22 protein-coding genes are annotated in these 21,313 nt (G+C 52.8%); 14 read left to right on the top strand and 8 right to left on the bottom strand.

Annotated elements, in window-relative coordinates; all coding sequences use genetic code 11:
* Positions 1 to 41: 41 nt before the first annotated feature.
* The 10 genes from trpB to TDIS_RS00065 all read left to right on the top strand — a co-directional run bounded on the left by trpB (position 42) and on the right by TDIS_RS00065 (position 9,089).
* Positions 42 to 1,238: a tryptophan synthase subunit beta gene (trpB, locus tag TDIS_RS00110; RefSeq protein WP_068668061.1), complete on the top strand. Its 1,197-nt coding sequence runs from the start codon at positions 42 to 44 to the stop codon at positions 1,236 to 1,238.
* Positions 1,235 to 2,050 carry a tryptophan synthase subunit alpha gene (gene trpA / locus TDIS_RS00105; RefSeq protein WP_068668060.1) on the top strand — a complete coding sequence of 272 codons (816 nt, stop codon included), beginning with the start codon at positions 1,235 to 1,237 and terminating at the stop codon, positions 2,048 to 2,050. The genes trpB and trpA overlap by 4 nt, the downstream gene beginning before the upstream one ends.
* Complete coding sequence (gene aroB / locus TDIS_RS00100; protein ID WP_068668058.1) at positions 2,047 to 3,123, top strand: 3-dehydroquinate synthase; 1,077 nt, start codon at positions 2,047 to 2,049, stop codon at positions 3,121 to 3,123. Before trpA ends, aroB begins: the two co-directional genes overlap by 4 nt.
* Positions 3,120 to 3,944, top strand: a complete 825-nt coding sequence (gene dapF, locus TDIS_RS00095; RefSeq protein ID WP_068668056.1) for a diaminopimelate epimerase — start codon at positions 3,120 to 3,122, stop codon at positions 3,942 to 3,944. The genes aroB and dapF overlap by 4 nt, the downstream gene beginning before the upstream one ends.
* A gap of 62 nt (positions 3,945 to 4,006) precedes the next feature.
* Positions 4,007 to 4,939 (top strand): 4-hydroxy-tetrahydrodipicolinate synthase, encoded by a 933-nt coding sequence (gene dapA, locus TDIS_RS00090; RefSeq protein WP_084270862.1) that lies wholly within the window; start codon positions 4,007 to 4,009, stop codon positions 4,937 to 4,939.
* 35 nt (positions 4,940 to 4,974) lie between these two features.
* Entirely contained in the window at positions 4,975 to 5,751 is a 777-nt protein-coding gene (locus TDIS_RS00085; protein ID WP_068668054.1) for a DUF4412 domain-containing protein, read from the top strand.
* Positions 5,745 to 6,557: a 4-hydroxy-tetrahydrodipicolinate reductase gene (gene dapB, locus TDIS_RS00080; protein ID WP_068668051.1), complete on the top strand. Its 813-nt coding sequence runs from the start codon at positions 5,745 to 5,747 to the stop codon at positions 6,555 to 6,557. Before TDIS_RS00085 ends, dapB begins: the two co-directional genes overlap by 7 nt.
* Before the next feature lie 2 nt (positions 6,558 to 6,559).
* On the top strand, positions 6,560 to 7,606 hold the full coding sequence (locus tag TDIS_RS00075) for an Mrp/NBP35 family ATP-binding protein (protein WP_068668049.1): 1,047 nt from the start codon (positions 6,560 to 6,562) through the stop codon (positions 7,604 to 7,606).
* The gene (locus tag TDIS_RS00070) at positions 7,603 to 8,343 is read left to right on the top strand and encodes a DUF364 domain-containing protein (RefSeq protein WP_068668046.1); all 741 of its coding nucleotides are present in this window, start codon (positions 7,603 to 7,605) and stop codon (positions 8,341 to 8,343) included. Before TDIS_RS00075 ends, TDIS_RS00070 begins: the two co-directional genes overlap by 4 nt.
* On the top strand, positions 8,340 to 9,089 hold the full coding sequence (locus TDIS_RS00065) for an RsmE family RNA methyltransferase (RefSeq protein ID WP_068668043.1): 750 nt from the start codon (positions 8,340 to 8,342) through the stop codon (positions 9,087 to 9,089). Before TDIS_RS00070 ends, TDIS_RS00065 begins: the two co-directional genes overlap by 4 nt.
* On the opposite strand, the gene TDIS_RS00060 is transcribed toward TDIS_RS00065, so the two are convergent.
* Genes TDIS_RS00060 through htpX form a run of 3 tightly spaced genes read right to left on the bottom strand, consistent with a single transcriptional unit; the run spans position 9,062 to position 12,656 of the window.
* The gene (locus TDIS_RS00060; protein WP_068668041.1) at positions 9,062 to 10,795 is read right to left on the bottom strand and encodes an ABC transporter ATP-binding protein; all 1,734 of its coding nucleotides are present in this window, start codon (positions 10,793 to 10,795) and stop codon (positions 9,062 to 9,064) included. The two genes, TDIS_RS00065 and TDIS_RS00060, sit on opposite strands and share 28 nt — an antisense overlap.
* The gene (locus TDIS_RS00055; protein ID WP_068668039.1) at positions 10,792 to 11,790 is read right to left on the bottom strand and encodes a M48 family metallopeptidase; all 999 of its coding nucleotides are present in this window, start codon (positions 11,788 to 11,790) and stop codon (positions 10,792 to 10,794) included. The genes TDIS_RS00060 and TDIS_RS00055 overlap by 4 nt, the downstream gene beginning before the upstream one ends.
* Positions 11,787 to 12,656, bottom strand: coding sequence for a zinc metalloprotease HtpX (gene htpX / locus TDIS_RS00050; protein ID WP_068668037.1), 870 nt, complete (start codon positions 12,654 to 12,656; stop codon positions 11,787 to 11,789). The genes TDIS_RS00055 and htpX overlap by 4 nt, the downstream gene beginning before the upstream one ends.
* An 86-nt stretch (positions 12,657 to 12,742) precedes the next feature.
* Between htpX and hrcA the strand changes: the two genes are divergently transcribed.
* The 3 genes from hrcA to dnaK are packed head-to-tail and all read left to right on the top strand — an operon-like array spanning position 12,743 to position 16,424.
* The gene (gene hrcA, locus TDIS_RS00045; protein ID WP_084270861.1) at positions 12,743 to 13,822 is read left to right on the top strand and encodes a heat-inducible transcriptional repressor HrcA; all 1,080 of its coding nucleotides are present in this window, start codon (positions 12,743 to 12,745) and stop codon (positions 13,820 to 13,822) included.
* A gap of 45 nt (positions 13,823 to 13,867) precedes the next feature.
* The gene (gene grpE, locus TDIS_RS00040) at positions 13,868 to 14,461 is read left to right on the top strand and encodes a nucleotide exchange factor GrpE (RefSeq protein ID WP_068668033.1); all 594 of its coding nucleotides are present in this window, start codon (positions 13,868 to 13,870) and stop codon (positions 14,459 to 14,461) included.
* Positions 14,462 to 14,483: 22 nt separating this feature from the next.
* On the top strand, positions 14,484 to 16,424 hold the full coding sequence (dnaK, locus tag TDIS_RS00035; RefSeq protein WP_068668031.1) for a molecular chaperone DnaK: 1,941 nt from the start codon (positions 14,484 to 14,486) through the stop codon (positions 16,422 to 16,424).
* Positions 16,425 to 16,429: 5 nt separating this feature from the next.
* Here dnaK and TDIS_RS00030 read toward each other — a convergent pair whose 3' ends face one another.
* Positions 16,430 to 17,113 carry an HPP family protein gene (locus tag TDIS_RS00030; protein WP_068668029.1) on the bottom strand — a complete coding sequence of 228 codons (684 nt, stop codon included), beginning with the start codon at positions 17,111 to 17,113 and terminating at the stop codon, positions 16,430 to 16,432.
* 76 nt (positions 17,114 to 17,189) lie between these two features.
* Between TDIS_RS00030 and TDIS_RS00025 the strand changes: the two genes are divergently transcribed.
* Positions 17,190 to 18,110, top strand: coding sequence for an HDOD domain-containing protein (locus tag TDIS_RS00025; RefSeq protein ID WP_068668027.1), 921 nt, complete (start codon positions 17,190 to 17,192; stop codon positions 18,108 to 18,110).
* Here the strand turns inward: TDIS_RS00025 and TDIS_RS00020 are convergent.
* The 4 genes from TDIS_RS00020 to TDIS_RS00005 all read right to left on the bottom strand — a co-directional run.
* Positions 18,100 to 19,134, bottom strand: a complete 1,035-nt coding sequence (locus tag TDIS_RS00020) for a M24 family metallopeptidase (protein WP_161939441.1) — start codon at positions 19,132 to 19,134, stop codon at positions 18,100 to 18,102. The two genes, TDIS_RS00025 and TDIS_RS00020, sit on opposite strands and share 11 nt — an antisense overlap.
* On the bottom strand, positions 19,112 to 20,308 hold the full coding sequence (coaBC, locus tag TDIS_RS00015) for a bifunctional phosphopantothenoylcysteine decarboxylase/phosphopantothenate--cysteine ligase CoaBC (RefSeq protein ID WP_068668023.1): 1,197 nt from the start codon (positions 20,306 to 20,308) through the stop codon (positions 19,112 to 19,114). The genes TDIS_RS00020 and coaBC overlap by 23 nt, the downstream gene beginning before the upstream one ends.
* Positions 20,308 to 20,772: a hypothetical protein gene (locus tag TDIS_RS00010; protein ID WP_068668021.1), complete on the bottom strand. Its 465-nt coding sequence runs from the start codon at positions 20,770 to 20,772 to the stop codon at positions 20,308 to 20,310. The genes coaBC and TDIS_RS00010 overlap by 1 nt, the downstream gene beginning before the upstream one ends.
* Positions 20,773 to 20,839: 67 nt before the next feature.
* Positions 20,840 to 21,313 (bottom strand): 23S rRNA (pseudouridine(1915)-N(3))-methyltransferase RlmH (locus TDIS_RS00005; RefSeq protein WP_068668019.1); only part of this gene is annotated, 474 nt, incomplete at its 5' end.

The following is a 21,313-nucleotide window of genomic DNA, read 5'->3' as shown; positions in this document are numbered from 1 at the left end:
TCAGGTTGCCAAAACCCGAGAAAGAAGGTAGAAGTTTTCTCATGCTACCGAACCGCAGCGGACATTTTGGGCCTTTCGGTGGACGTTTCGTCCCCGAGACCCTCATGCCGGCTCTCCACGAGCTTGAGGAGGCCTATCGCAGGTTGAAGAGGGATTCTGCCTTCCGTAAGGAGCTCAACTGGTATCTCCGGGAATACGCCGGACGGCCTACGCCACTTTATCCTGCTAAGAGACTTTCTGAGGCCCTGGGCGGGCATCTCAAGATTTATCTCAAACGCGAGGATCTCCTCCATACCGGAGCCCACAAGATAAACAACACTTTAGGGCAGGTACTCCTCGCCAAACGCATGGGCAAACGCCGTATTATCGCCGAGACCGGTGCCGGTCAGCACGGGGTGGCCACGGCCACGGCCGCAGCCCTCTTAGGATTGGAGTGTGTGGTTTATATGGGGGCTAAGGACACCGTGCGCCAGGCCATGAACGTCTTCCGTATGGAACTTTTAGGAGCCAAAGTGGTTCCGGTGTATTCCGGAACCCAGACCCTCAAGGATGCCATCAACGAGGCCATCCGGGACTGGGTAACCAACGTGGAGACCACTTTTTACGTCATCGGTTCCGTGGTGGGTCCGCATCCTTACCCCATGATGGTCCGGGATTTTCAAAGCGTCATCGGACGGGAGACGCGGCGCCAGATCCTCAAACTTGAAGGACGGCTACCCGACATGGTGATTGCCTGTGTGGGCGGGGGCTCTAACGCCATGGGTATGTTTTATCCCTTTGTGCGGGATCAAGTAGTGAAACTGGTGGGTGTGGAGGCCGCAGGAGAGGGTCTTGATTCGGATAAACATTCTGCCACTCTCTCGGTGGGAGAGCCCGGAGTGCTTCACGGCATGATGACCTATCTCCTTCAGGATAAGGTGGGCCAAATCAAGGGGGCGCATTCCATAGCCCCGGGCTTGGATTATCCTGGGGTGGGGCCGGAGCACGCCTTCCTCAAGGAGGTTGGCCGTGCGGATTATGTAGCGGTGGATGATGAGGAAGCCCTTTCAGCCTTCCGGCTCCTTTCGGAGACCGAGGGCATCATCCCGGCCCTCGAGAGCGCTCATGCCGTGGCCTATATTGTGAAAATCGCTGATAGGCTTCCAAAAGGGAGTATCGTAGTAGTGAACCTTTCCGGCCGTGGGGACAAGGACGTGGCCGCGGTCAAGGAATATCTCGATAGCCGATCCGAGAAATGAATAAGACTTCCGGGGCGCAAAAGGTAAGGAAAGCCATTGAGACGGCCAACCAAGAGGGGCGGGCGGCTCTGATACCCTATATCTGTGCCTGGGATCCGGATATTGAAACCACCCGAGGCCTTTTGTGGGCGTTGGCCGAGGCTGGGGCTAGCGTGGTAGAACTCGGTTTTCCCTTTTCCGATCCTCTGGCCGATGGGCCTACCATCCAGGCCGCCACCCAACGGGCTCTTCGCCACCAGCCGAGTCTTGAGGCCTATCTTGAATTTGTGGCCAGCCTCTACGATGAGGGTTACCCCCTGCCCATTGTGATTATGGGCTATTACAATCCCTTTTACCGTTACGGCCTTAAAAGATTTGTTGAGGAAGCCCAAGCTGCCGGACTTTGTGGGGCTATTATTCCGGATCTTCCGCTTGAGGAGGCCCGTCCTTGGCTCAGGGAGAGCAAAAGACGGGGCCTTGCCAGCATAATGCTCGCAGCACCCACCACTCCTCCTGAGAGACTTCGGAGGATTGCTGAGGCTTCAACCGGGTTTCTTTATTATGTTTCGGTAGCCGGGATCACTGGAGCGCGGGATCGCCTTCCCGAGGACCTGGTCCTGAGGCTAGATCTGGCAAGAGAAGTTTCGCCGGTACCGGTGGCAGTGGGCTTTGGGATCGCTAAACCGGAACAGGTGCGGATGCTGGCCCCGCACGCGGAGGCCATCGTGGTGGGTAGCGCCCTGGTAAAGATAGTTGAGAAGGAGGGCCGGAAGTCCCCACGGACCATAAAAAACTTCCTGCAGAACCTGGTTTCGGCGGCTGAAAGAAGATGAAAACTCTCCGGGTTGAAACCGCGGAGCCCTATGAGATCCTTATCGAAGGCGGTCTTCTCACCGAACTCCCAGAAGATCTCCCTAGGGTTATAAATACTAGGAAACTCGCCCTTATCACGGATGAGACCGTAAAAGAACTTATAACCGAGGACCTGGCCCGGATTTTAGAGGAAGCCGGTTTCGAGACGAAAGTCTTCTCTTTTCCGGCCGGGGAGGCCTCCAAGCGGATGGAAACGGTGGTGGAGCTTGCACGTTCCATGGTAAGGGCCGGTTTTGACCGTAAGTGTGTGGTGCTTGGGGTGGGTGGCGGTGTGGTGGGGGATATGGCCGGGTTCTTGGCTTCCATTTACATGCGAGGGGTGCCCTATATCCAGGTGCCCACCACTCTCCTTGCCCAGGTAGACAGTTCCGTGGGCGGAAAGACCGGGGTGGATCTTCCTGAGGGGAAGAACCTTCTCGGGACCTTTTACCAGCCCAAACGGGTTTATATTGATTACGGCGTTCTTGCCAGTTTGCCCTGGGAACAGTTCCGAAACGGTCTGGCCGAGGTGGTTAAATACGGCTGTATCTGGGATCGCAGGCTCTTTGAGTTTTTGGAAAACCGAAGCCAGCTCCTTTTCCTTTACGATCCCGACACCCTGGAACATATCATTTGTGAGAGTTGCCGTATCAAGGCCGAGGTGGTCTCACAGGACGAGCGGGAAGCGGGTCTGCGTCGGGTGCTCAATTTTGGACATACCCTGGGGCACGCCCTGGAGGCGGCGCTGGACTATGAGATTCTGCACGGAGAGGCCGTTTCCGTGGGCATGGTGGCCGCGGCCAGACTCTCCGAGGCCCTAGGCGTGGCCGAAGAACCGGTAGCCGAAAGAATAGAGGCTTTGCTTGAAAGGCTTGGTCTTCCGGTGCGTTTTCCGAAGGAGGTCTCTGCCGAAAAGCTCCTTCGGTTTCTTGCTTCCGACAAAAAGGTCTGGCACGGTCGCCTGACAATGGTGCTCCTCAAACGGATTGGGGAGTTCGCCTTTTACGAGAATCCTCCGGTTGAAAAGATTATGGAAGTATTGGAGAAGTTATGAGAGAGGAGGTTTTATACTTCCTCAAGATGCAGGCCTCGGGAAATGATTTCATCCTGATAAACAATTTCGCAGGCCGGATAGCGGCTCATGAAGGCCCTGAGCTGGCCTGGAAGCTCTGTCGGCGGCGGCTTTCGGTGGGGGCCGACGGTCTGATTCTAATTGAACCCCCCAAAAAGGTTGGTAACGCCTTTGCCTGGCGTTTTTACAACGCCGATGGTTCCGAGGCCGAAATGTGTGGCAATGGTGGGCGGTGTGCGGCCCGGTTTGCAGTAGAAGAAGGCCTGGCGAAGAGCCCTCTGGTCTTTGAGACCCTGGCCGGTGAGATCCGGGCCGAGGTTTCTGGCTCTCGGGTCAAAGTGGAGCTCACCACCCCTAAAGATTTGAAACTTGGTTTGGAGCTTCCCCTTGAGGAGAAGAGCCTGGAGGCCCATTTTGTAAATACCGGGGTTCCACATACGGTCATCTTGGTAGAAGACCTGGAAGGTGTCCCGGTGAGAGAATTGGGGCGGAAAATTCGTTACCATGAAATGTTTTTGCCCGCGGGGACCAATGTGAACTTTGTAAAGGTCGAGCCGGAGGGAAGACTTTCCATTCGGACCTACGAACGAGGAGTAGAGGATGAAACCCTAGCCTGTGGTACCGGGGCTTCGGCTGCCGCTTTGATTGCGGAACGTTTGGGATTGGTTCGATCTCCGGTGCCGGTAAAGACTCGGGGCGGAGAGGTTCTCATAATCCATCTTGAGGGGGAGCGGGTCTCCCTGGAAGGCGAGGCCCGGAAAATCTACAGGGGCTACCTTTATCCTGAGGCCCTTTTGGACTAGTTTTTTCAAAAATTTTAAGTTATTTAAGAACTTAAAACTTCCGTGAAAAAGGAGGTTTTCCAATGCCGTGTGGAACGAAAAGGTGCAAAACCACTAAGACTAAAGGTTTTGATGCCCAGGATATCAAGGGTTCCTTGGTGGCTATCATCACCCCCTTTAAGGACGGCAAGGTGGACGAGGACGGTTTCCGGGCCCTTGTAAAATGGCATCTTAAGGAAAAGACCCACGGGTTGGTGGTGGTGGGTACCACGGGAGAGTCCGCCACCCTTAGCAAGGAGGAAAAGGCTCGTCTTTTTGAGATCGCCCTTGAGGAGGCCAAAGGTAAGGTGCCGGTCATAGCCGGAACGGGTACCAACAACACCGAGGTCTCCATAGAGCTCACTAAAATGGCCAAGGAGATGGGGGCGGATGCAGTCCTTATGGTAACGCCATACTATAATAAACCCACGCAGGAAGGCCTCTATCGTCACTATGAGGCCGTGGCCAAGGCCGTGAAAATTCCTATTATTCTTTACAATGTCCCGGGACGAACCTCCGTGAGCTTGGCTCCGGAGACTGTGGCGCGACTCTCCAAGATCAAAAACATCATCGGGATCAAGGAGGCCACAGGGTGCATGAAACAGGCCACGGAGATCTTCCGCCTCTGTGGTAATCGTTTCCGGGTCTTTTCTGGGGACGACTTTACGGCCTTCAGCCTCATGGCCCTCGGGGGACATGGAGTGATCTCGGTAGCGGCCAATGTGGTGCCCAAGGAGATGGCCCAGCTCATGGAGGCTTGTCTCAAAGGGAACTGGGATAAGGCTCGGAAACTGCACTTCAAACTTTATCCGCTTTTCAAGGCCATGTTTATCGAGACCAATCCCGTACCGGCCAAGACCGCCCTCTGGCTTATGGGCAAGATAGAGAGCCCGGAAGTGAGGTTGCCTCTGGCTCCCATGAGCGAGGCCAACGTGGAAAAACTCAAAGGGGTGCTTGCGGAATACAACCTGGTTTGAGAGCCCTAAGGGGGACACTCAATTAAGAGGGGAATATGAAACGGATTGTGATTTTATTTTGGGCTTTGATGGTTTTTTCGGCTTCGGGTATGGCCGGGATGGTCATCCAGGGTCGGACCTCTGATGGGGATACATATTATTGGGTTTGTCAGGATGGTTGGTCTCGGACTGGAACTGATCGTTATTACGTCATCATGGATGCCAATCGGCAGGTGAGCTACACCGTTATGGTGACAGAAAAGACCTATTACGAGACCACAGCCGCCGAGAGCCGGGAACGTCTAAGACAAATGCAGCAATCTATGGGAGCCTTTGCCAAACGTTTTGGAAAATTTTTCGGTGGTGGCCAGGCGGCCACGGAGGCCGAGCCGGCCAGGCCCCAGGTTACTTACAAGAAGACGGGCCAGAAACAGACTATTGCAGGTTATTTGGCTGAGCAGGTCATCGTTTTTGAGAACGGAAGACCTGTGCGAGAAATCTGGGTTTCCAAAAAACTGGCCCAGGATATGGCCAAAAGTTGTGATCTCAAGAAGTTTGCTGAAATGGTCAAGGCCATGGTCCCATCGGAATGGCAGGGGGGATTCAGTCCGCAAGGGGCCGAGTCTATGAGCTGGCTGACCAAGGAGCAGGAACTGGGGTATCCTTTAAAAGAGATCTATTACCAAGGTCAACGCGTTCAGGAAGTCACCAAAGTGGAAAAGAAGGAACTCCCGCGGAGTTATTTTTCCGTGCCTGCGGGGTTCAAGAAGATGTCCTCTTACGGCGGAGGCTATCCCGGAAATATACCACAGGGAGGAGGTATGCCATGGTAAGAGCCATTGTGGCCGGTGCAGCCGGACGCATGGGGACCACCATCATACGCAATATTTTAAAGACCGAAGGTATTGAGTTGGTAGGGGCCTTCGAGCATCCCAAGAGTCCAGCGGTGGGCAAAGATGTGGCCGAAATCCTTGGACTTTCCGAAAAGACCGGCGTGGTGGTGGAGGACGGGCTGGAAAAGGTGATCGAAAAGGGCGACGTAATCATCGACTTCACCTTTCACACCGCTTCTCTGGAGCACGCGCGTATAAATGCCCGTTACGGCAAGGCCATGGTGATCGGGACCACGGGTTTTGCCAAGGAGGAGCTTTCCGAGGTTCATGAGTTGGCCCGGAAAAACTTCCCCTTGGTGCAGGCCTACAATATGAGCCTCGGTATCAATCTGCTTTACAAACTGGTAGAGGTCGCCACCCGCATTCTCGGAGAGGATTTTGATATCGAGATCGTAGAGGCCCACCATCGCATGAAGAAGGATGCTCCCAGCGGTACGGCCATCGCTTTGGCCAATGTCATCGCTAAGACTCTGGGCTGGGACGACTCTACTTTCCGTTTCTGCCGGGAGGGGATCATTGGTGAACGTCCTAAGAAAGAGATCGGCATCCAGACCATCCGGGCCGGAGAGATTGTAGGGGAGCACACCGTACTTTTTGCCGGGCCGGGGGAAAGAATTGAGCTTACCCACCGGGCCGCCAGCCGCGACACCTTCGCCCGAGGAGCTGTGAGGGCTGCCATCTGGGTAGCGGACAAGGCCCCCGGAGTCTATGATATGCATGACGTCCTGGGTCTGAAAGAGGTCTAAAGATGGCGGTCACCAAAGAGAAAGTCTTAGAAATCCTCCGGACGGTAAAGGATCCCGAACTCAATCGGGATCTGGTCTCCTTGGGGATGATCCGGGAGGTAAAGGTCGAAGGCGAGCTGGTCAAGGTAGAGGTGGCCCTTACCACCGGAGGTTGTCCTCTTAAAAAACAGATCGCCGACGAGGTGAAGAGGGCGGTCTCCACGCTTCCGGAGGTTTCAGAAGTAGAGGTCGAACTTTCGGTCATGACACCGGAGGAACGGGCCCGGATCTTCGGAGCCAAGCCCAAGAAGGAACATCTTGGTATCCGGGACGTGCGGTTTGTGCTGGCGGTAGCCAGCGGCAAGGGCGGGGTGGGCAAGAGTACCGTGAGCGTGAACCTGGCGGTGGCCCTGAACCTCAAGGGGTTTAAGACCGGGATCATGGATGCCGATCTTTACGGTCCTAACGTTCCTCTTCTCATGGGATTTGATGAGGCAGAACGCCCGGAGGTCGTGGCTGGGAAGATTCAGCCTCTTGTGCGGCATGGGGTCAAGGTAATGAGTTTCGCCTTTCTGGCTCCTCCGGGCCAGCCCTTTGTCTGGCGAGGGCCGCTGGTAGGAAAGGCCTTACGCGAACTCGCAGAGGTGGTGGAATGGGGGCCGCTTGATTTCCTGCTGGTGGACCTTCCCCCGGGCACCGGAGACGCCCCCCTTTCGGTGTGTCAGACTTATCAGCCCAAAGGGGTAATCATGGTCACCACGCCTCAGGAGCTCTCGGTGGCGGACGTGAGACGTTGTGCCAAGATGTTTGAGGACCTGAAGGTGCCGGTACTGGGCTTGGTGGAGAACATGGCCTACCTGCGGCTTGAGGGACGGGAGGTTTCGGTTTTTGGTGAGGGGGGAGGCGAGAGACTATCAAGGGAACTGCGAGTGCCACTTCTGATACGCATTCCTCTTGCCCCGGAGGTCAATCGTTTAAAGGAGCCGGTGGTGCTCCATTCCGAGACCGAAGCCGCAAAAGCGTTTCTTGAGCTCGCCGACAAGGTTATAGAAAGCGTTTTCAAGAAATGACCCTTTATGACCGTCTACTAGAGGTGACCCTGCCGCTTGCAAGGGGCAAGGTTATTGAGAGGCTTTGCATCGGTCTCGGTTATACTGCGGTGGAGATCTCCGGAGGTCAAGTCGGTCTGGCTTATACCCTTTTTGAGTCCGGTTGCTGTGAAATCCTCCCGAAGGAACTTACCTTTTGGGGAAAACCGGCAGATTTGGTCTTGAGGGGGCTTCTTTCTTCTCATTCCTTAGAGACCACTATTGCTTTGGCTACGGTCAATGCCCTTCTCAATAATCGCGAGCTTTCCTTTCTCTATGGGGACACCCTTTCGGTGATTTCTCCTAAGCCCGAGGACGAAGTAGCCATGGTAGGCTACTTTGAGCCCTTGGCCCGGAAACTTTCGGGGCGAGTAAAGGCGCTATGGATATTTGAGAAGGGCGAACGACATGGGCCGGGACTGCTTTCTGAGGCCGAAATGCCGGAATATCTACCACGGGCAAGTTTGGTTTTTATTACCTCTGTAACCCTCATTAACCGTACTTTAGAGGATATTTTGGGTCAAATCAAAAGGGCCCGGGAGGTCGTGCTTCTTGGGGCCAGTACCCCGCTTGCTCCGGAAGTTTTCAGGTTCACACCGGTGACCCTCCTTTCCGGGGTGAGGGTTCGTCAGAAAGAAAGGATCTTTCGCCTGGTGGCTGAGGCTAAAGGATTCCCGGCCTTGAAAGAGGGGCTTGAGAAGGTCAATCTCCGGGTATGAGCCTCCCCAGGTTCTTTGCACCTGAAATTGTGCCAGGCGAGCCTTGTCTTCTTTCTTCCGAAGAAGGCCACCATTTGCGGGATGTACTACGCCTAGGGCCCGAAAAAAGGATCTTCCTTTTGAACGGTCAGGGCCAGGAATGGGAGGCCAGGGTGCTGGAGGTTGCAAAAACACAGGTTTGGGTGTTCCCGGAGAATCTTCATCGTGCGGAACCAAAGCCAGATTTTCGCCTTGAGCTCCTGATGCCCCTTCTTAAGGGAGGTCGCTCGGAGTTCTTGGTGGAAAAGGCTACCGAACTTGCAGCCACTAGGATTATACCCGTTTTAAGCCGCTATACGGTGGTCAAGCCCGTTGAAAAAATAAAAACACGTCTTCAAAAGCGAGCCATCCAGGCCCTCAAACAAAGCGGACGTCTATGGCTTCCGGAAATCGAAGCGCCACGGAAACTTCAGGAAAGCCTTGTTCGATTAGAGGCCTCTTACCGATATTTTGCTTATGAGAGAGGGGGAATACCTTTAGCTGAGGTTTTCGAATCTTTTGAGATTTTTCCGGAAAGACTTGCACTGGCCGTGGGGCCGGAAGGTGGATTTTCTGAAGAAGAGGTGAGGCTATTTGAGAAATTTGATTTTGAGGCTTTAGATCTCGGACCTTACATCCTGCGTGCCGAGACCGCGGTCCTTTTTTTGCTTTCCGTGTGGCGTTACCAGGTCCTAAGAGTTCAAGGCCGCCCCTCAAATACGCTATAAAGCTCTCGGTAGAGCTTGCATTCTTCAATGAGTTTATCGTGCGGCCCTTCGGCTACGATCTGGCCTTTGTCTAGTACTACGATCTTATGGGCCCCCTTTATGGTGGATAACCTGTGGGCGATGACAATGGTGGTTCTCCCTTGCATCAGGCGGTAAAGGGCATCTTGGATCAGTTTTTCGGAAAGGGGGTCCAGATGGCTGGTGGCTTCGTCCAGGATCAGGATAGGAGGGTTACGCAGAATAGCCCGGGCGATAGCCAAACGTTGTTTCTGGCCTCCAGAGAGGGAAACGCCGCCTTCGCCAAGGAGGGTGTGATAGCCCTGAGGCAGTTTTTCTATGAATTCGTGGGCATTGGCGAGCCTGGCAGCTTCTTGGATAGCTTCTGGTGAGGCTTCCGGATCGCCGAAGGCGATATTTTCGGCCACAGTGGCGTTAAAGATGACTATCTCTTGGGAAACGATACCGATGAGGGCCCTCAGGGATTCGAGATCGAATTCTCTCAAGTCCGTTCCGTCAAGTAGGACGCGACCTTCAGTGGGATCATAAAAGCGGGGGATAAGAGCGGCCAAGGTGGATTTTCCCGCTCCGCTTGGTCCTACTAGGGCCGTGACCCGTCCTACTGGAATCTCAAGGGAGATATCTTTGAGGGCCAAACTTTCGGCTTCAGGGTAACGAAAAGAGACGCTTTCGAGAAAGATATGCCTTTTAGGAGGATGGGCTTTAAGTGTTCCTCCTTTTTCTTCGGGGAGGGTAAGTATCTCTTCAATTCTTTCCCAGGCGGCTTGAGCATCTGAGAGTCCGGTGTAAGCCCGGGCCATTTTGCGTATCGGGGTGAAGAGCATGAGAATGGCAGTCAATACCGAAAAGAAGGCCCCCGGTGTAAGTTCACCTTTCATGATAAGGGAGCCCCCGTAGGCAATAATCATCGCCCCTCCAAGCCCCGTCATAAGGTCCACCAAGCTCTTTGAACCTTCTCGGTACTTGGTGATTTTGAGTAAAAAACGGGCATACCGGTCAATTTCTCTTCGGAATAATCGAAGGACTCCGGTTTCGCGGCCAAATATTTTTACTTCTCGAATGCCGGTAAAAGTTTCGGTTAATCGATGCGAGAGCTCTCCTATAGTTCTCTGGGCTTTTTTACGGGCACTACGAACGCGACTTCCCAGTTTGCGAGCTCCGTAAGCAATAAAAGGCATTAAAATTAACGAAAAAACGGTGAGCTTAATACTGCGGGAAAAGGCTACCCCTATGAGGATGATTATGCTGAATCCTTCGAGCAAAAAAACCGTTAAGACGTTACTTAAAATGGGTTCCAACACCAGAGTGTCATTTAAGACCCTGGAGAGGTGTTGACCTGTGCCTTCGCGGCTTACCAACGCCAGAGGAAGATGAAGGATCTTACGATAGAGGTTTACTCTCATATCATTTACCATTTTCAAAGAAGCCGTCCGCATGAAATAGGCCTGAAGTAAAGAAGCTACCCCTCGCAACGAGAAAAAGAAGAACACCCCCACGGGTAACAGTTTTAAATATAGATAGTTTTTCTGGATGAAGACTTGATCCATGACAGGTTTTACCATCCAAGCAATGCCTCCCGAAGTGAGAGAGGCCAAAAAGGCAAAGATAAGGGAAAGCAATACGTAATACCAGTAAGGCCTAAAGAATAAAATAGTTTTTACTAAAAAAGAACTTTTGTTTTTTTTCACTGGATTTTATCCTTTATGGCTTCAAAGCTTTGGCCGGCTTGGATGGCTTTTACGATCTTTCGGATACGGGCCAGGCGTTCTGCGCTTGAGGGATGGGTGGAAAGTATGTTCGGCGGTCCAGGGGGGAGGACAGCGGCCAAATGAATCCAGACCTGGGCCGCTTGTTCGAGATTGAAACCTGCCCGATAGATATACCAAAGGCCATAGAAGTCGGCTTCCCTTTCCTGATCCCGAGAAAATTTGAGAAGGGCGAAGTTGGTGCCTAACTGATAGACATCTCTTGCAGTCTGACCGGCGAGGGCATAAATACCTATTCCCAATAGATCCCTCAAGGTCATAAGGGCCATCTGCTTTTTAAGGTGCCCTCGTTTGAGATGCGCCAGCTCGTGGCCTACCACCGCCGCCAGTTCGTTGTCGTTCGTAAGTACCCGACATAGGGCCGTGGTGACGTGCAGGCGGTAGTCGGGTGTAACCCAAGCGTTGGGCTGAGGGCTGTCCACAATGCGGAAGTCTACGGGCCGGGTCTGGATGACCAGGGATTTTAAATTCAATCTTTGCCCTGTGGTAAGCTCTAGTTTTATGGGATGCTCTAGACTTATTTCCTGGGAGAGTAGCTTGCGGATAAGCATCCCTCGTTGAAGACCTTGGTTCTGGTAATAGGGGTGTACAAAGGTTACCAGGATTCCTTTTTCCGGAAGGTTTTCGTTGAAGATTTCCGAAAGGGCCTGATCTACTTCTTCCGGCGTCCTCGCGAGGTCTACCCCCTTTACTAGGAACCAGGGATAAGGTTTTTCCTGCTCGGTTTGTGGGAGGATACGGATTAGGAGTCGGCCTACACGTTCCTCACAGGTGAAATATTCCTGAAGTTTAATTTCCCAGATTTCGGCCTGAGATCGACGGATCTCCTCCGGACTTACCGGAGGGCCGGTTTGGACGGCGCAGGAAGTGATTAAAAAGAGCCCCAGAACTAGAAGTAGTAGTTTTAAACGGCTCAAAATCTTTCCCTTTCAGCCATTTCGATTAATTTGGCAATACGATCTTCGATAGGGGGGTGAGTGGAAAACAATCTCATGAGGGTTTCACCGGAAAGCGGATTGACGATGAACATTTGGGCTTGAGCGGGATTAACGTTAAGGGGGAGCTGTCGGTTCCAGGCCTCGAGTTTTTCAAGAGCCCGAGCAAGAGAAAGCGGGCATCGGCAAATCCGGGCCCCGGTGGCATCTGCGAGATATTCTCGGCTGCGACTGATGGCAAGCTGAATAAGAGAGGCCGCGATAGGGGCTAAAATAATGGCTACTAGGGCCGCCAGCAAGCCCAAGGGATGGCTACGATCTTCATCATCTTCTCCGAGACCCCCGAAAAATAGGGTCCACTGTCCCATATAGGCCAAATAAGAGATGGCCCCTGCAATTACCGCCGCGATGGAAGAGATCAAAATGTCCCGGTTTTTAATGTGGGCCAGCTCATGCGCCAGAACGCCCTCAAGCTCCTCTCTGGTCAGGAGCCTCCGGATACCAGCCGTAACCGCTACGGCGGCATTCTGGGGATTACGCCCGGTGGCAAAGGCGTTGGGGGTTTCCGCGGGAATGATATAGACGCGGGGTTTGGGTAGGCCGGCCTTGCGGGCGAGCTTTGCCACCAGGGCGTGGAGCTCCGGGTCTTCGTGTTCCGAGACCGGACGAGCCCCACTCATGGCCAAGGCCAGCTTGTCCGAAAACCAATAGGCCGAGAGGTTCATAAAAAGGGCTATCACCAAGGCCAAAGTAGCTCCGGATTTCCCTCCTATAAGGTCGCCTACGATGATGAAAAGAACGGTTAACGCCGCTAGTAAAACAAAGGTTCGCAAGGTGTTGTTCAACATAGGAGAGAACACCTCCCTTCTTTCAGAAATTTTTCAACACATAATTATAAGGTCTTTTGGCCCGGCTACCAGAGTCCTAGGAACTGATGGCGACGCTTGACAGGAAACCTGGCAGGAAGCTACTTTTATATACCATGAAGGAGGCTTATAGCCTTTCGGAGCGGCATGAGCGAGTTCTGGCCCTGGTTACGGAGAAGTATATTGAGACTGCGGCTCCGGTAGGCTCACGGACAGTGGCCAAAAAGTTTCTTCCCCCTCTTTCGCCAGCCACCATACGTAACGTGATGGCAGATCTCGAAGAACTTGGGCTTCTTAGTCAACCTCATACCTCCGCTGGTCGTATCCCTACAGAGGAAGGCTTTCGTTATTATGTGGAGCACCTTTTGGATCCAGAACCTTTGCCGGAAGAGACCCTTGAGACCATTGAGAGGAATCTCTCCCAAGAAGAGATTGCTGAAAGCTGGGAGACCTTGCTCAAAAGCGTCAGTCATCTATTGTCTGACCTTTCTGGGTTTCCAGTTATCGTTACTGCTCCCAAACTGGAGTATGAAAAGCTTATAAAGATCGATTTCGTACGTCTTTCGGAGCGCCTGATCCTCACGGTGGCGGTCAGTGCTTCGGGAATGGTCATTCATCGCCTCATAAAGACTCTTCGGGATTTTTCGATAGAAACACTGGAAAGGCTTTCGGCCCTGCTGAACGATAGGCTTCCTGGGCTTACCTTGAAGGAAGTAAGGGAGGTCTTGTTTTCCGAACTACAAAATGAAAAGGCCCTTCTTGAGGATCTCCTGCTGGCCCTCTGCGAAAGTCCGGAGGAGCCCTTTGTAGAGGGTATTAACAGACTTCTTGATCTTCCAGAATTTCAAGATTTGGAAAGACTTAAGGAGATACTTAAAACCTTCGAGGAAAAGAGTCTTCTTCTCCAATTGATAGATCGTTGTCTTGAGGCCCGAACCCCGCAGGTTCTGATCGGTGCGCCCAGCCCTCAATGTCCCTTCAAACAATGTGGGGCCATCGTGGCTTCTTACAGTTGGCGAGATACTCCCGTGGGTGGGGTGGCTATTATAGGTCCAATGCGAATGGCCTATGCCCGTCTCATTCCCCTGGTAGAGTATACCACCCAACATCTTTCCCGGACCCTGGACAAGCTTTCCCCCCGGACTTAAATTCTTGGCGAGGAAAGATTAATTCTGGCAAAAGGAGAGGCTTAAATGGTAGAGGTGCGTGAGCTTTCTGAAGAAAAGGAGCCTGAGAAATCTCAGGAAAATCTTGAAGCGCAAGAAGGAGAAAGGGCAAAAGAAGAACCTAAAAGGGTAACCATTACTGAAGAAGAATATCAACAACTCAAAGAAGAATGTAAACTTTGGCAGGAAAGGGCTCTGCGTTATGCGGCCGAGGTGGAGAATCTCAAGAAGTCTTTTAAGCGGGAAAAAGAAGAGTTTTCAAAATATGCCTTGGAACAGCTCTTCAAAGAGCTTTTGCCCTCAATAGACAACCTCGAACGAGCCCTTGAGGCCGCCGAGAAGTCGCAGGATCCTAAGGGCCTCATTGAAGGCGTGGCCCTGACTTTGAAGGGACTCCTCAATGCCATGGAAAAGTTTGGCCTCTCGCAATTTGAGACCGCTCTTGGAGAGCCTTTTAACCCTCATCACCATGAGGCCTTGCACGTGGAAGAGACGGAAGAACATCCAGAAGGTACTGTGGTGAGGGTTTATCAGAAGGGCTACCGCCTCCACGACCGGATTATAAGGCCGGCCTTGGTGGCGGTGGCCAAAAACAAGAAACAGGACGAAGGTAAAGAATAAATCCAGGAGGAGGTAAAGGAAGATGGCAGAGAAGGAAAAAGCTACCGGTCCTATAGTGGGGATCGACCTTGGAACTACCAATTCCTGTGTAGCCATCCTCAAAGGTGGTGAACCTGAGGTTATTCCCAACCGGGAAGGCAGCCGGGTAACCCCTTCGGTGGTGGCCTTTCAGGAGAACGGAGAGATTTTGGTGGGTATGGTGGCCAAAAGACAGGCCATCACCAATGCCGAAAACACCATCTTCGGTATCAAGCGCCTTATGGGGCGCAAATACGAGGATTCCGTGGTGCAGGAGTGGATGAAAAAGGTTCCCTACAAGATCGTGAAGGCCCCTAACGGGGACGCCCATGTGGAGATCCGCGGCAAGCGTTATAGTCCGCCGGAAGTCTCGGCCATGATCCTGCGGAAGATCAAGGAGGACCTCGAAGAATATCTGGGACAGCCCGTCAAGGATGTGGTCATTACGGTGCCCGCTTATTTTGACGATACCCAACGTCAGGCCACTAAGGACGCCGGTCGCATCGCCGGTCTCAACGTGCTTCGGATCATAAACGAGCCTACGGCGGCTTGTCTGGCTTACGGGCTGGACAAAAAGAAAGAGGGTACAGTGGCGGTCTTCGACCTGGGAGGCGGAACTTTTGATATCTCTATCCTTGAAATCGGCGAAGGTGTTTTCGAGGTCAAGGCCACTTCTGGTGACACCTTCCTTGGTGGAGAAGACTTTGATATGCGGATAGTGGACTACATCGCCGAGGAGTTCAAGAAGGAGCATGGCATAGACCTACGTGAGGATCGGATGGCCCTTCAGCGTCTTAAAGAGGCCGCAGAGAAGGCTAAAATTGAACTGTCCACTGTGACGGAGACTGAGATTAACCTCCCCTTTATTACCGCTGACGCTTCCGGGCCTAAACACTTAGTAATGAAGCTTACCCGGGCTAAGCTTGAAGCCTTGGTGGAGGATCTCATCAATCGTCTGGAGGAACCTTGTCGCATCGCCATGAAAGACGCGGGTATCACCCCTCAGGAGATAGACGAGGTCATCCTGGTGGGCGGGATGACCAGGATGCCCAAGGTTCAGGAGAAGGTCAAGGAGATCTTTGGAAAGGATCCGGTGAAGGGGGTAAACCCGGATGAAGTTGTGGCTATGGGGGCGGCCATTCAGGCTGGCGTGCTCAAGGGTGAGGTCAAAGATATCCTGCTGCTTGACGTGACCCCGCTTTCTCTCGGGATCGAGACCTTGGGTGGGGTCTTTACGGTGATCATTCCCCGCGGTACGACCATTCCTACTCGCAAGAGTCAGATCTTTACCACCGCGGCCGACAACCAGACCTCGGTGACCATTCACGTCCTTCAGGGTGAACGTCCCATGGCGGCGGACAACAAAAGTATCGCCCGTTTTGAGCTGGTAGGTATTCCTCCGGCTCCGCGCGGTGTGCCCCAAATCGAAGTTACCTTCGACATTGATGCCGACGGTATCCTCCATGTGACTGCCAAGGATCTGGGAACCGGAAAAGAACAATCCGTGGTAGTCAAGCCCTCTTCTGGTCTCAGCGAAGAAGAGATCCAGCGCATGATCAAGGAGGCCGAAGCTCACGCCGAAGAGGATCGGAAGCGGAAGGAACTCGCCGAGGTGCGCAATCAGGCCGACAGCTTGATCTACTCTACCGAGAAATCTCTGAAGGACTTGGGCGACAAGGTCCCCGAAGATCTGCGGAAGGAGGTGGAAGAGAAGATTTCCGAGCTTCGCAAGGCCTTAGAGGGTACGGACGTGGAGGCTATAAGACGGGCCAGCGACGAACTCACCCGGGTCTCCTATCGGCTGGCGGAGATGGTTTACAAACAGGCTGGGGCTCAGGGCACCGGAGGGGCTCAGGCCTCAGGTGGGACCGGTGCTGCTGGAAGCGGGTCTGAAAAGAAGGAAGGCGACGACATTATCGATGCCGATTTTGAAGAGATGAAGTAGTTCTATTATTCCCGTCTGTTGACCAGTCGGTGGGCGAGGTTGGTATAAGGATCATCTGAAGGCGGGGCCTCGCCCACCTCGCCTATTTTGGTGCGGATAAAAGGTTGTTCCTCTGACTTTTCTCCCTTCCAAAGAGGATAAATGATTCCAGAAAGCCGATGTATTACTATACCTTCCATAACGATGAAGACTAAAGCCAGAACGAAGCCGAGGACTTCGATGGGATCCTTGAAATAACCTCCAGCCGAGAGCATGGCCGTGGAAGCCGCTGGGGGATGTAGGATGTCGGCAAGCACCATGGCGAGGGCGGTTATCCCGACGGCTCCGCTCACAAAGAGGGTTTTGGTTAAACCGAACTCCGATTGCACGGCTTCTTCTGGAGAAAAACAGTAGAAAATAAAGTAGATCAAAAAACCACAGAGCATACCCGTAAGATGCCCTAGGAGGCAATTCCTGGGCCAGGACATGGCCCGGGCCGGGGCATAGAAGATCAAAAAAGCAGTTGGTCCTAGGGAAGGAAAGATCAAAGGCCAGGATAAAAAGAAGGCTATGCCTCCCAGAATCATTAGGCTCAGAAAACTGGTGATCAGGACGTAAATGGCTGTGAGTCGTTTGATATGTCCTCTGGTAACCAAATAAAAGAAACGTAGTCGGAAGATCTTGCTTATTTCCCAAAGAAAATCTCGCATTTTGCTGGTGCAGAATTTAGGAAATTTGCTATTATCTTAGCAATTATCTTAGCAAAAGCTCTATTAGAGGGGAAGAATGCTCGGTTGGTTTAAGAAAGTGCAGCAGTATGCTGTCCTCCTTACCGGAGATTTTGAGAAGATTTTTAAAGACTTTTCTCCGCCTCCTTTGCCCCAAATTATCACGCGCATCCTTGAGAAACTCTCCGATCCGGAAGTCTCCCCTATAGAGATAGCCCCTCTGATCGAAAAGGATCCGGCTCTTTCGAGTCAGGTCCTAAAGCTAGCAAATTCGGCTTATTACGGCTTGCAGCGTAAGATTAGTCGTATAAGTGAAGCCGCATCCCTGCTGGGACTCAAGGAAATCGAGACGCTGGTCCTTTCTTACGGGGTGGTTCGGGCCTTAGAGGACCCCGAAGTGGAGGGCTTTGATCTGAAGATCTTCTGGGAAGATTCCCTCTTCCGGGCCCTTTTCGCCCGTGAGGTAGCTCAAAGACTATCGCTTGAGGCCGAGGAAGCCTTTGCCGGGGCCCTACTTGAGGATGTGGCCCTGCCGGTTCTCCTTACCAACTGGTACGAAGGCTATCGCAAGGTTTACGAGAGGTGGCAGTCGGATCGCAGTCTGGCCCTCCACGAGGTCGAAAAAGAAGTACTTTCCTGGAATCACGCACAGGCCGGGGCCTGGGTGTTAAAGAATTGGAAGTTACCTGATGTTCTGGTCTGCTGCGTAGGTCTGCACGTAAAACCTTTGGTGGAGATCTCCGAGGTAGGTTTTCTCAAAAGCCCAGTGGGAGTTGTGGCTCTGGCTTCGCTTTTGCCTTCAGTATCGCGTCCAGAAAACGTGAAGCCTATAATGGAAAACGCTCCCTTGCTAGGTCTTTCTCTCGAGGAGGTGGCCGCCATTGCGGAAGAGGTTCTTGAGTCCTTCGAGGAGTTCGCGGCCTGTTTGGGTTTGGATATCAAACCCCCGGTAGAAGTGGTGAGAAACCTCAACGGATGAAGACCATTTCCTCCTCCCGCACCCCCCCGAGTCCGGGAAAATACAGCCCGGGCTCAAGGGTGACCACCTGTCCGACCTTGAATTTTCGGCGGCTGCGGAAGGAGACTGCCGGGGCTTCGTGGACTGCCAGTCCTAAGCCGTGTCCTAAGGAGTGGAGGTAGTTTTGGAGAACGCCGGCTTTTTGGAAAAAGGCCCTTACCTTGCGATCGGCCTCCCTTATTTTGAGACCGGGTTTCATGTGGGGCTGAGCCAGTCTCTGGGCCTCCTTTACTAGATGATGGGCCTCCCGAAGCCTCTCTGGTACTCGGCCTAGGAAAAAGGTCCGGGTAAGGTCTGAACAATAGCCACGATACTTCACTCCCAAGTCTACGATCACTACCTCCCCAGAGCGTAAGGGCTTGTCTTCCGGTTCCGCATGGGGGCGGGCGGCGTTTGGTCCGCTGGCCACAATGGGAGGAAAGGACGGCCCTTCTCCCAAGCGATGAGAGAGTTCCGTGATACGCCAAGCAATTTCCTTTTCCGTCCGCCCCGGTTGAATTTCCTTAGAAAGGATACGAAAGATCTCAAGGGCTAACTCTCGCGCTTTTTCTAGGAGTCTCATTTCTTCCTGATCTTTGACCTCGCGCCATTTCTCAATTACTCCCGAGACTCCAGAAAACTCTACCTTGGGCAAAACCTTCTTCAGAGCCTTGAGTCTTCCGCAAGAAAGGTAGTTTTCTTCATAAAGTAGGCCTTTAATTTTCAATCTTTCGGCTAGACTGGAAAGGGCTCTGGCCAGTCCCTTTCGGTAGATCACCGGTTCAAAGAGGGAAAGATTTTGGGCCTCTTCCTGGTACCTCGGGTCGGTGAGGATAAAGGCCTCGGAAGTGGTGATAAGTAAAAAGCCCGCGGATTCCGTAATGCTTACATCTTGAGGCGTATAACCGGAAAGATAACGACGGTTTTCAGGAGAGGATATGAGTATGCCATCGAATTTGTGACGCTTGAGCCATTGCTTGATTTTATTTAGTCTGATCTCGTACACCACAGACCTCTGCAAAGATCTTTAGGGCGAGAGTTTCTTTGGAGGCCTTAAAGACAAGGGGCTCCTTTCGCTCTCTAGAGAAGAGAAAGATTTCCGATTCTTCGGCCTCGAAGGCCGAAAGGTCGTTGGCTATGAGAAAGTCCAGATTTTTGGTCTCGAGCTTCCTGCGGGCGGACTCCATGAGTCTCTCCCTTTCCTCTAGGGCAAAACCAACCGTGATCTGACCGGATCTCTTTTGGGCCGAAAGAATGGTGGCTATGTCCGGGGTAGGGACCAACTTTATCTCTTGCGGGAAGGTCTCTTTTTTGACCTTTCCAGGCAAGGACTTTTCCGGTTTAAAGTCACAGACCGCTGCGCAAAAGATGGCTAGATCTACCTCTGGGAAGATCCTTTCAGCCGCCGCGAGCATCTCCTCCGCGGAGACTATCGGATAGGTCTTTACGGGCTTTGGTGGGCGTACTGCCAGCGGTCCATGAACAAGGTGAACTTCGGCTCCTAGAAGATAGGCGGTCTGGGCTAAGGCCACGCTCATTCGACCAGAGGAGGGGTTAGAGATAAAGCGTACGGCATCCATGTACTCTCGGGTAGGCCCTCCGGTGATGAGTACCTTTCGGTCGGCAAGGGGTTTTTCACAAAGAAGATAACCCACTTCCAACAGTAATTCTTCTGGAGAAGGTAATCTCCCCGGTCCTTGTAGACCGCAGGCCAGCTCACCGGTTTCGGGGGCCACTATTCGGTAACCGAACTCACGTAGGCGCCTTACGTTTTCCTGCGTGGCCGGGTGGAGCCACATGTTGGTGTTCATGGCTGGGGCCAGGAGCACGGGAGCCTGGGAGGCCATGATGATGGCCGTAAGGAGATCGGATGGTTCCCCCCGCGAGAGCTTGGAGAGGAAGGAAGCTGTGGCTGGAGCTACTACGATGACTTCCGCCCAGGTAGCGAGATCCGTATGAGGGATGAACCCCCCTTGAGGGGATAGAAAATCGGCTTGGGTGAAGGTCCGGTCCCGAGTCAGGGCTTCAAAAAGCAAGGGCGTTACAAAGGCCTCGGCTCCAGTGGTAAGTACGGTTTTGACCTGAGCGCCTTTTTTCTTAAAGAGTCTTGCCAGCTCCGCGGCCTTATAGGCCGCGATACCCCCACAAACCCCGAGGAGTACCCTGCGTCCAGAAAACATTAGGGATAGACCGTTTCTGGAGAAGACGTGGGAGACAGGACCTCACTAGCCCAGATCTTGACCTCGGTGTTACCCAGCCCGGTTTCTCGAATGTAGACGAAACAACTTCCGTTAGGTCTGCGAAAGGCTAGAAGGGTGTTTTTATACCGGATGCTTCCGACTTCCTCCCAACCTCGGGCTATGAGCTGCTTTTCAAAAAAGGTTACCACGGACTCTTGGGTTACCCGTCCTCTGAGCGTGATGACCCCACCCACAAAGGTAGCGGTTTTGACCACTAGGGTCTTCTCTTTTACGATTTCCAGGCCGCTTGGGAGGACCAGATTTGGAAAATCAGTATGTTTTAAAATGGGACGGGGCTTAGGGAGTGACGAAACTTTGCCCCCGGACCCCTGACTCTGAGCGGCACAACCAGAAAGTATAAGGACGAGACCTAAAAGGACACTTCCAAGGGTCTTTTTTAGCATATTTACCTCCCGCAAAAACAGACTCTATTTCTTTCTTAGCCTCAATTGGAGCTTTCTGCAATCCTTTTTAAGGTCGGTGATAGGGACTGCCAGAGAGAATAGTGAGGCTGCGGTAGAGGGCCTCGCAGAAGACTAACAGGGCTATCTCGTGATTGAGGGTGAGGGCGGAGAGGGAGAGTCGGAAGTCGGCTCCCCTGAGAATTTTATCGGCCAGACCATCCGGGCCTCCGGCAACGACTACGATTTCTCTCCTTTGTGTAAATAGTTGCCCTAAAAATTCAGAAAGCTGAGGAGAGTTCAAGATCTGGCCCTTTTCATCGAGGGTTATGACGTAGCTCCCGGAGGGAATATGCTTCATCAAGGTCTCGGCTTCTTTTTGTTTTCGAGCTTCCGGAGAACCGGTGGCCTTTACTTTGGGAAAGAGGGTCTCGAATTGTAGGAAAGGTTTGACACGGACTCGGTAAAAGTCTATACCCTGAGATACGAAAGGGAATTTAAGGGGCCCAGGGGCCATAAGTAGGAGACGAACCGGGAAACGCAT

The sequence above is a fragment of the Thermosulfurimonas dismutans genome, from assembly GCF_001652585.1.
Classification (GTDB): domain Bacteria; phylum Desulfobacterota; class Thermodesulfobacteria; order Thermodesulfobacteriales; family Thermodesulfobacteriaceae; genus Thermosulfurimonas; species Thermosulfurimonas dismutans.
This window is presented reverse-complemented; position numbering and strand designations above follow the sequence as displayed.

Excerpts from the sequence above, each read along its gene's own strand:
- trpB (WP_068668061.1), top strand. The coding sequence starts at position 42 with ATGCTACCGAACCGCAGCGGACATTTTGGGCCTTTCGGTGGACGTTTC.
- trpA (WP_068668060.1), top strand. The coding sequence starts at position 1,235 with ATGAATAAGACTTCCGGGGCGCAAAAGGTAAGGAAAGCCATTGAGACG.
- aroB (WP_068668058.1), top strand. The coding sequence starts at position 2,047 with ATGAAAACTCTCCGGGTTGAAACCGCGGAGCCCTATGAGATCCTTATC.
- dapF (WP_068668056.1), top strand. The coding sequence starts at position 3,120 with ATGAGAGAGGAGGTTTTATACTTCCTCAAGATGCAGGCCTCGGGAAAT.
- dapA (WP_084270862.1), top strand. The coding sequence starts at position 4,007 with ATGCCGTGTGGAACGAAAAGGTGCAAAACCACTAAGACTAAAGGTTTT.
- TDIS_RS00085 (WP_068668054.1), top strand. The coding sequence starts at position 4,975 with ATGAAACGGATTGTGATTTTATTTTGGGCTTTGATGGTTTTTTCGGCT.
- dapB (WP_068668051.1), top strand. The coding sequence starts at position 5,745 with ATGGTAAGAGCCATTGTGGCCGGTGCAGCCGGACGCATGGGGACCACC.
- TDIS_RS00075 (WP_068668049.1), top strand. The coding sequence starts at position 6,560 with ATGGCGGTCACCAAAGAGAAAGTCTTAGAAATCCTCCGGACGGTAAAG.
- TDIS_RS00070 (WP_068668046.1), top strand. The coding sequence starts at position 7,603 with ATGACCCTTTATGACCGTCTACTAGAGGTGACCCTGCCGCTTGCAAGG.
- TDIS_RS00065 (WP_068668043.1), top strand. The coding sequence starts at position 8,340 with ATGAGCCTCCCCAGGTTCTTTGCACCTGAAATTGTGCCAGGCGAGCCT.
- htpX (WP_068668037.1), bottom strand. The coding sequence starts at position 12,656 with ATGTTGAACAACACCTTGCGAACCTTTGTTTTACTAGCGGCGTTAACC.
- hrcA (WP_084270861.1), top strand. The coding sequence starts at position 12,743 with ATGGCGACGCTTGACAGGAAACCTGGCAGGAAGCTACTTTTATATACC.
- grpE (WP_068668033.1), top strand. The coding sequence starts at position 13,868 with ATGGTAGAGGTGCGTGAGCTTTCTGAAGAAAAGGAGCCTGAGAAATCT.
- dnaK (WP_068668031.1), top strand. The coding sequence starts at position 14,484 with ATGGCAGAGAAGGAAAAAGCTACCGGTCCTATAGTGGGGATCGACCTT.
- TDIS_RS00030 (WP_068668029.1), bottom strand. The coding sequence starts at position 17,113 with ATGCGAGATTTTCTTTGGGAAATAAGCAAGATCTTCCGACTACGTTTC.
- TDIS_RS00025 (WP_068668027.1), top strand. The coding sequence starts at position 17,190 with ATGCTCGGTTGGTTTAAGAAAGTGCAGCAGTATGCTGTCCTCCTTACC.
- coaBC (WP_068668023.1), bottom strand. The coding sequence starts at position 20,308 with ATGTTTTCTGGACGCAGGGTACTCCTCGGGGTTTGTGGGGGTATCGCG.
- TDIS_RS00010 (WP_068668021.1), bottom strand. The coding sequence starts at position 20,772 with ATGCTAAAAAAGACCCTTGGAAGTGTCCTTTTAGGTCTCGTCCTTATA.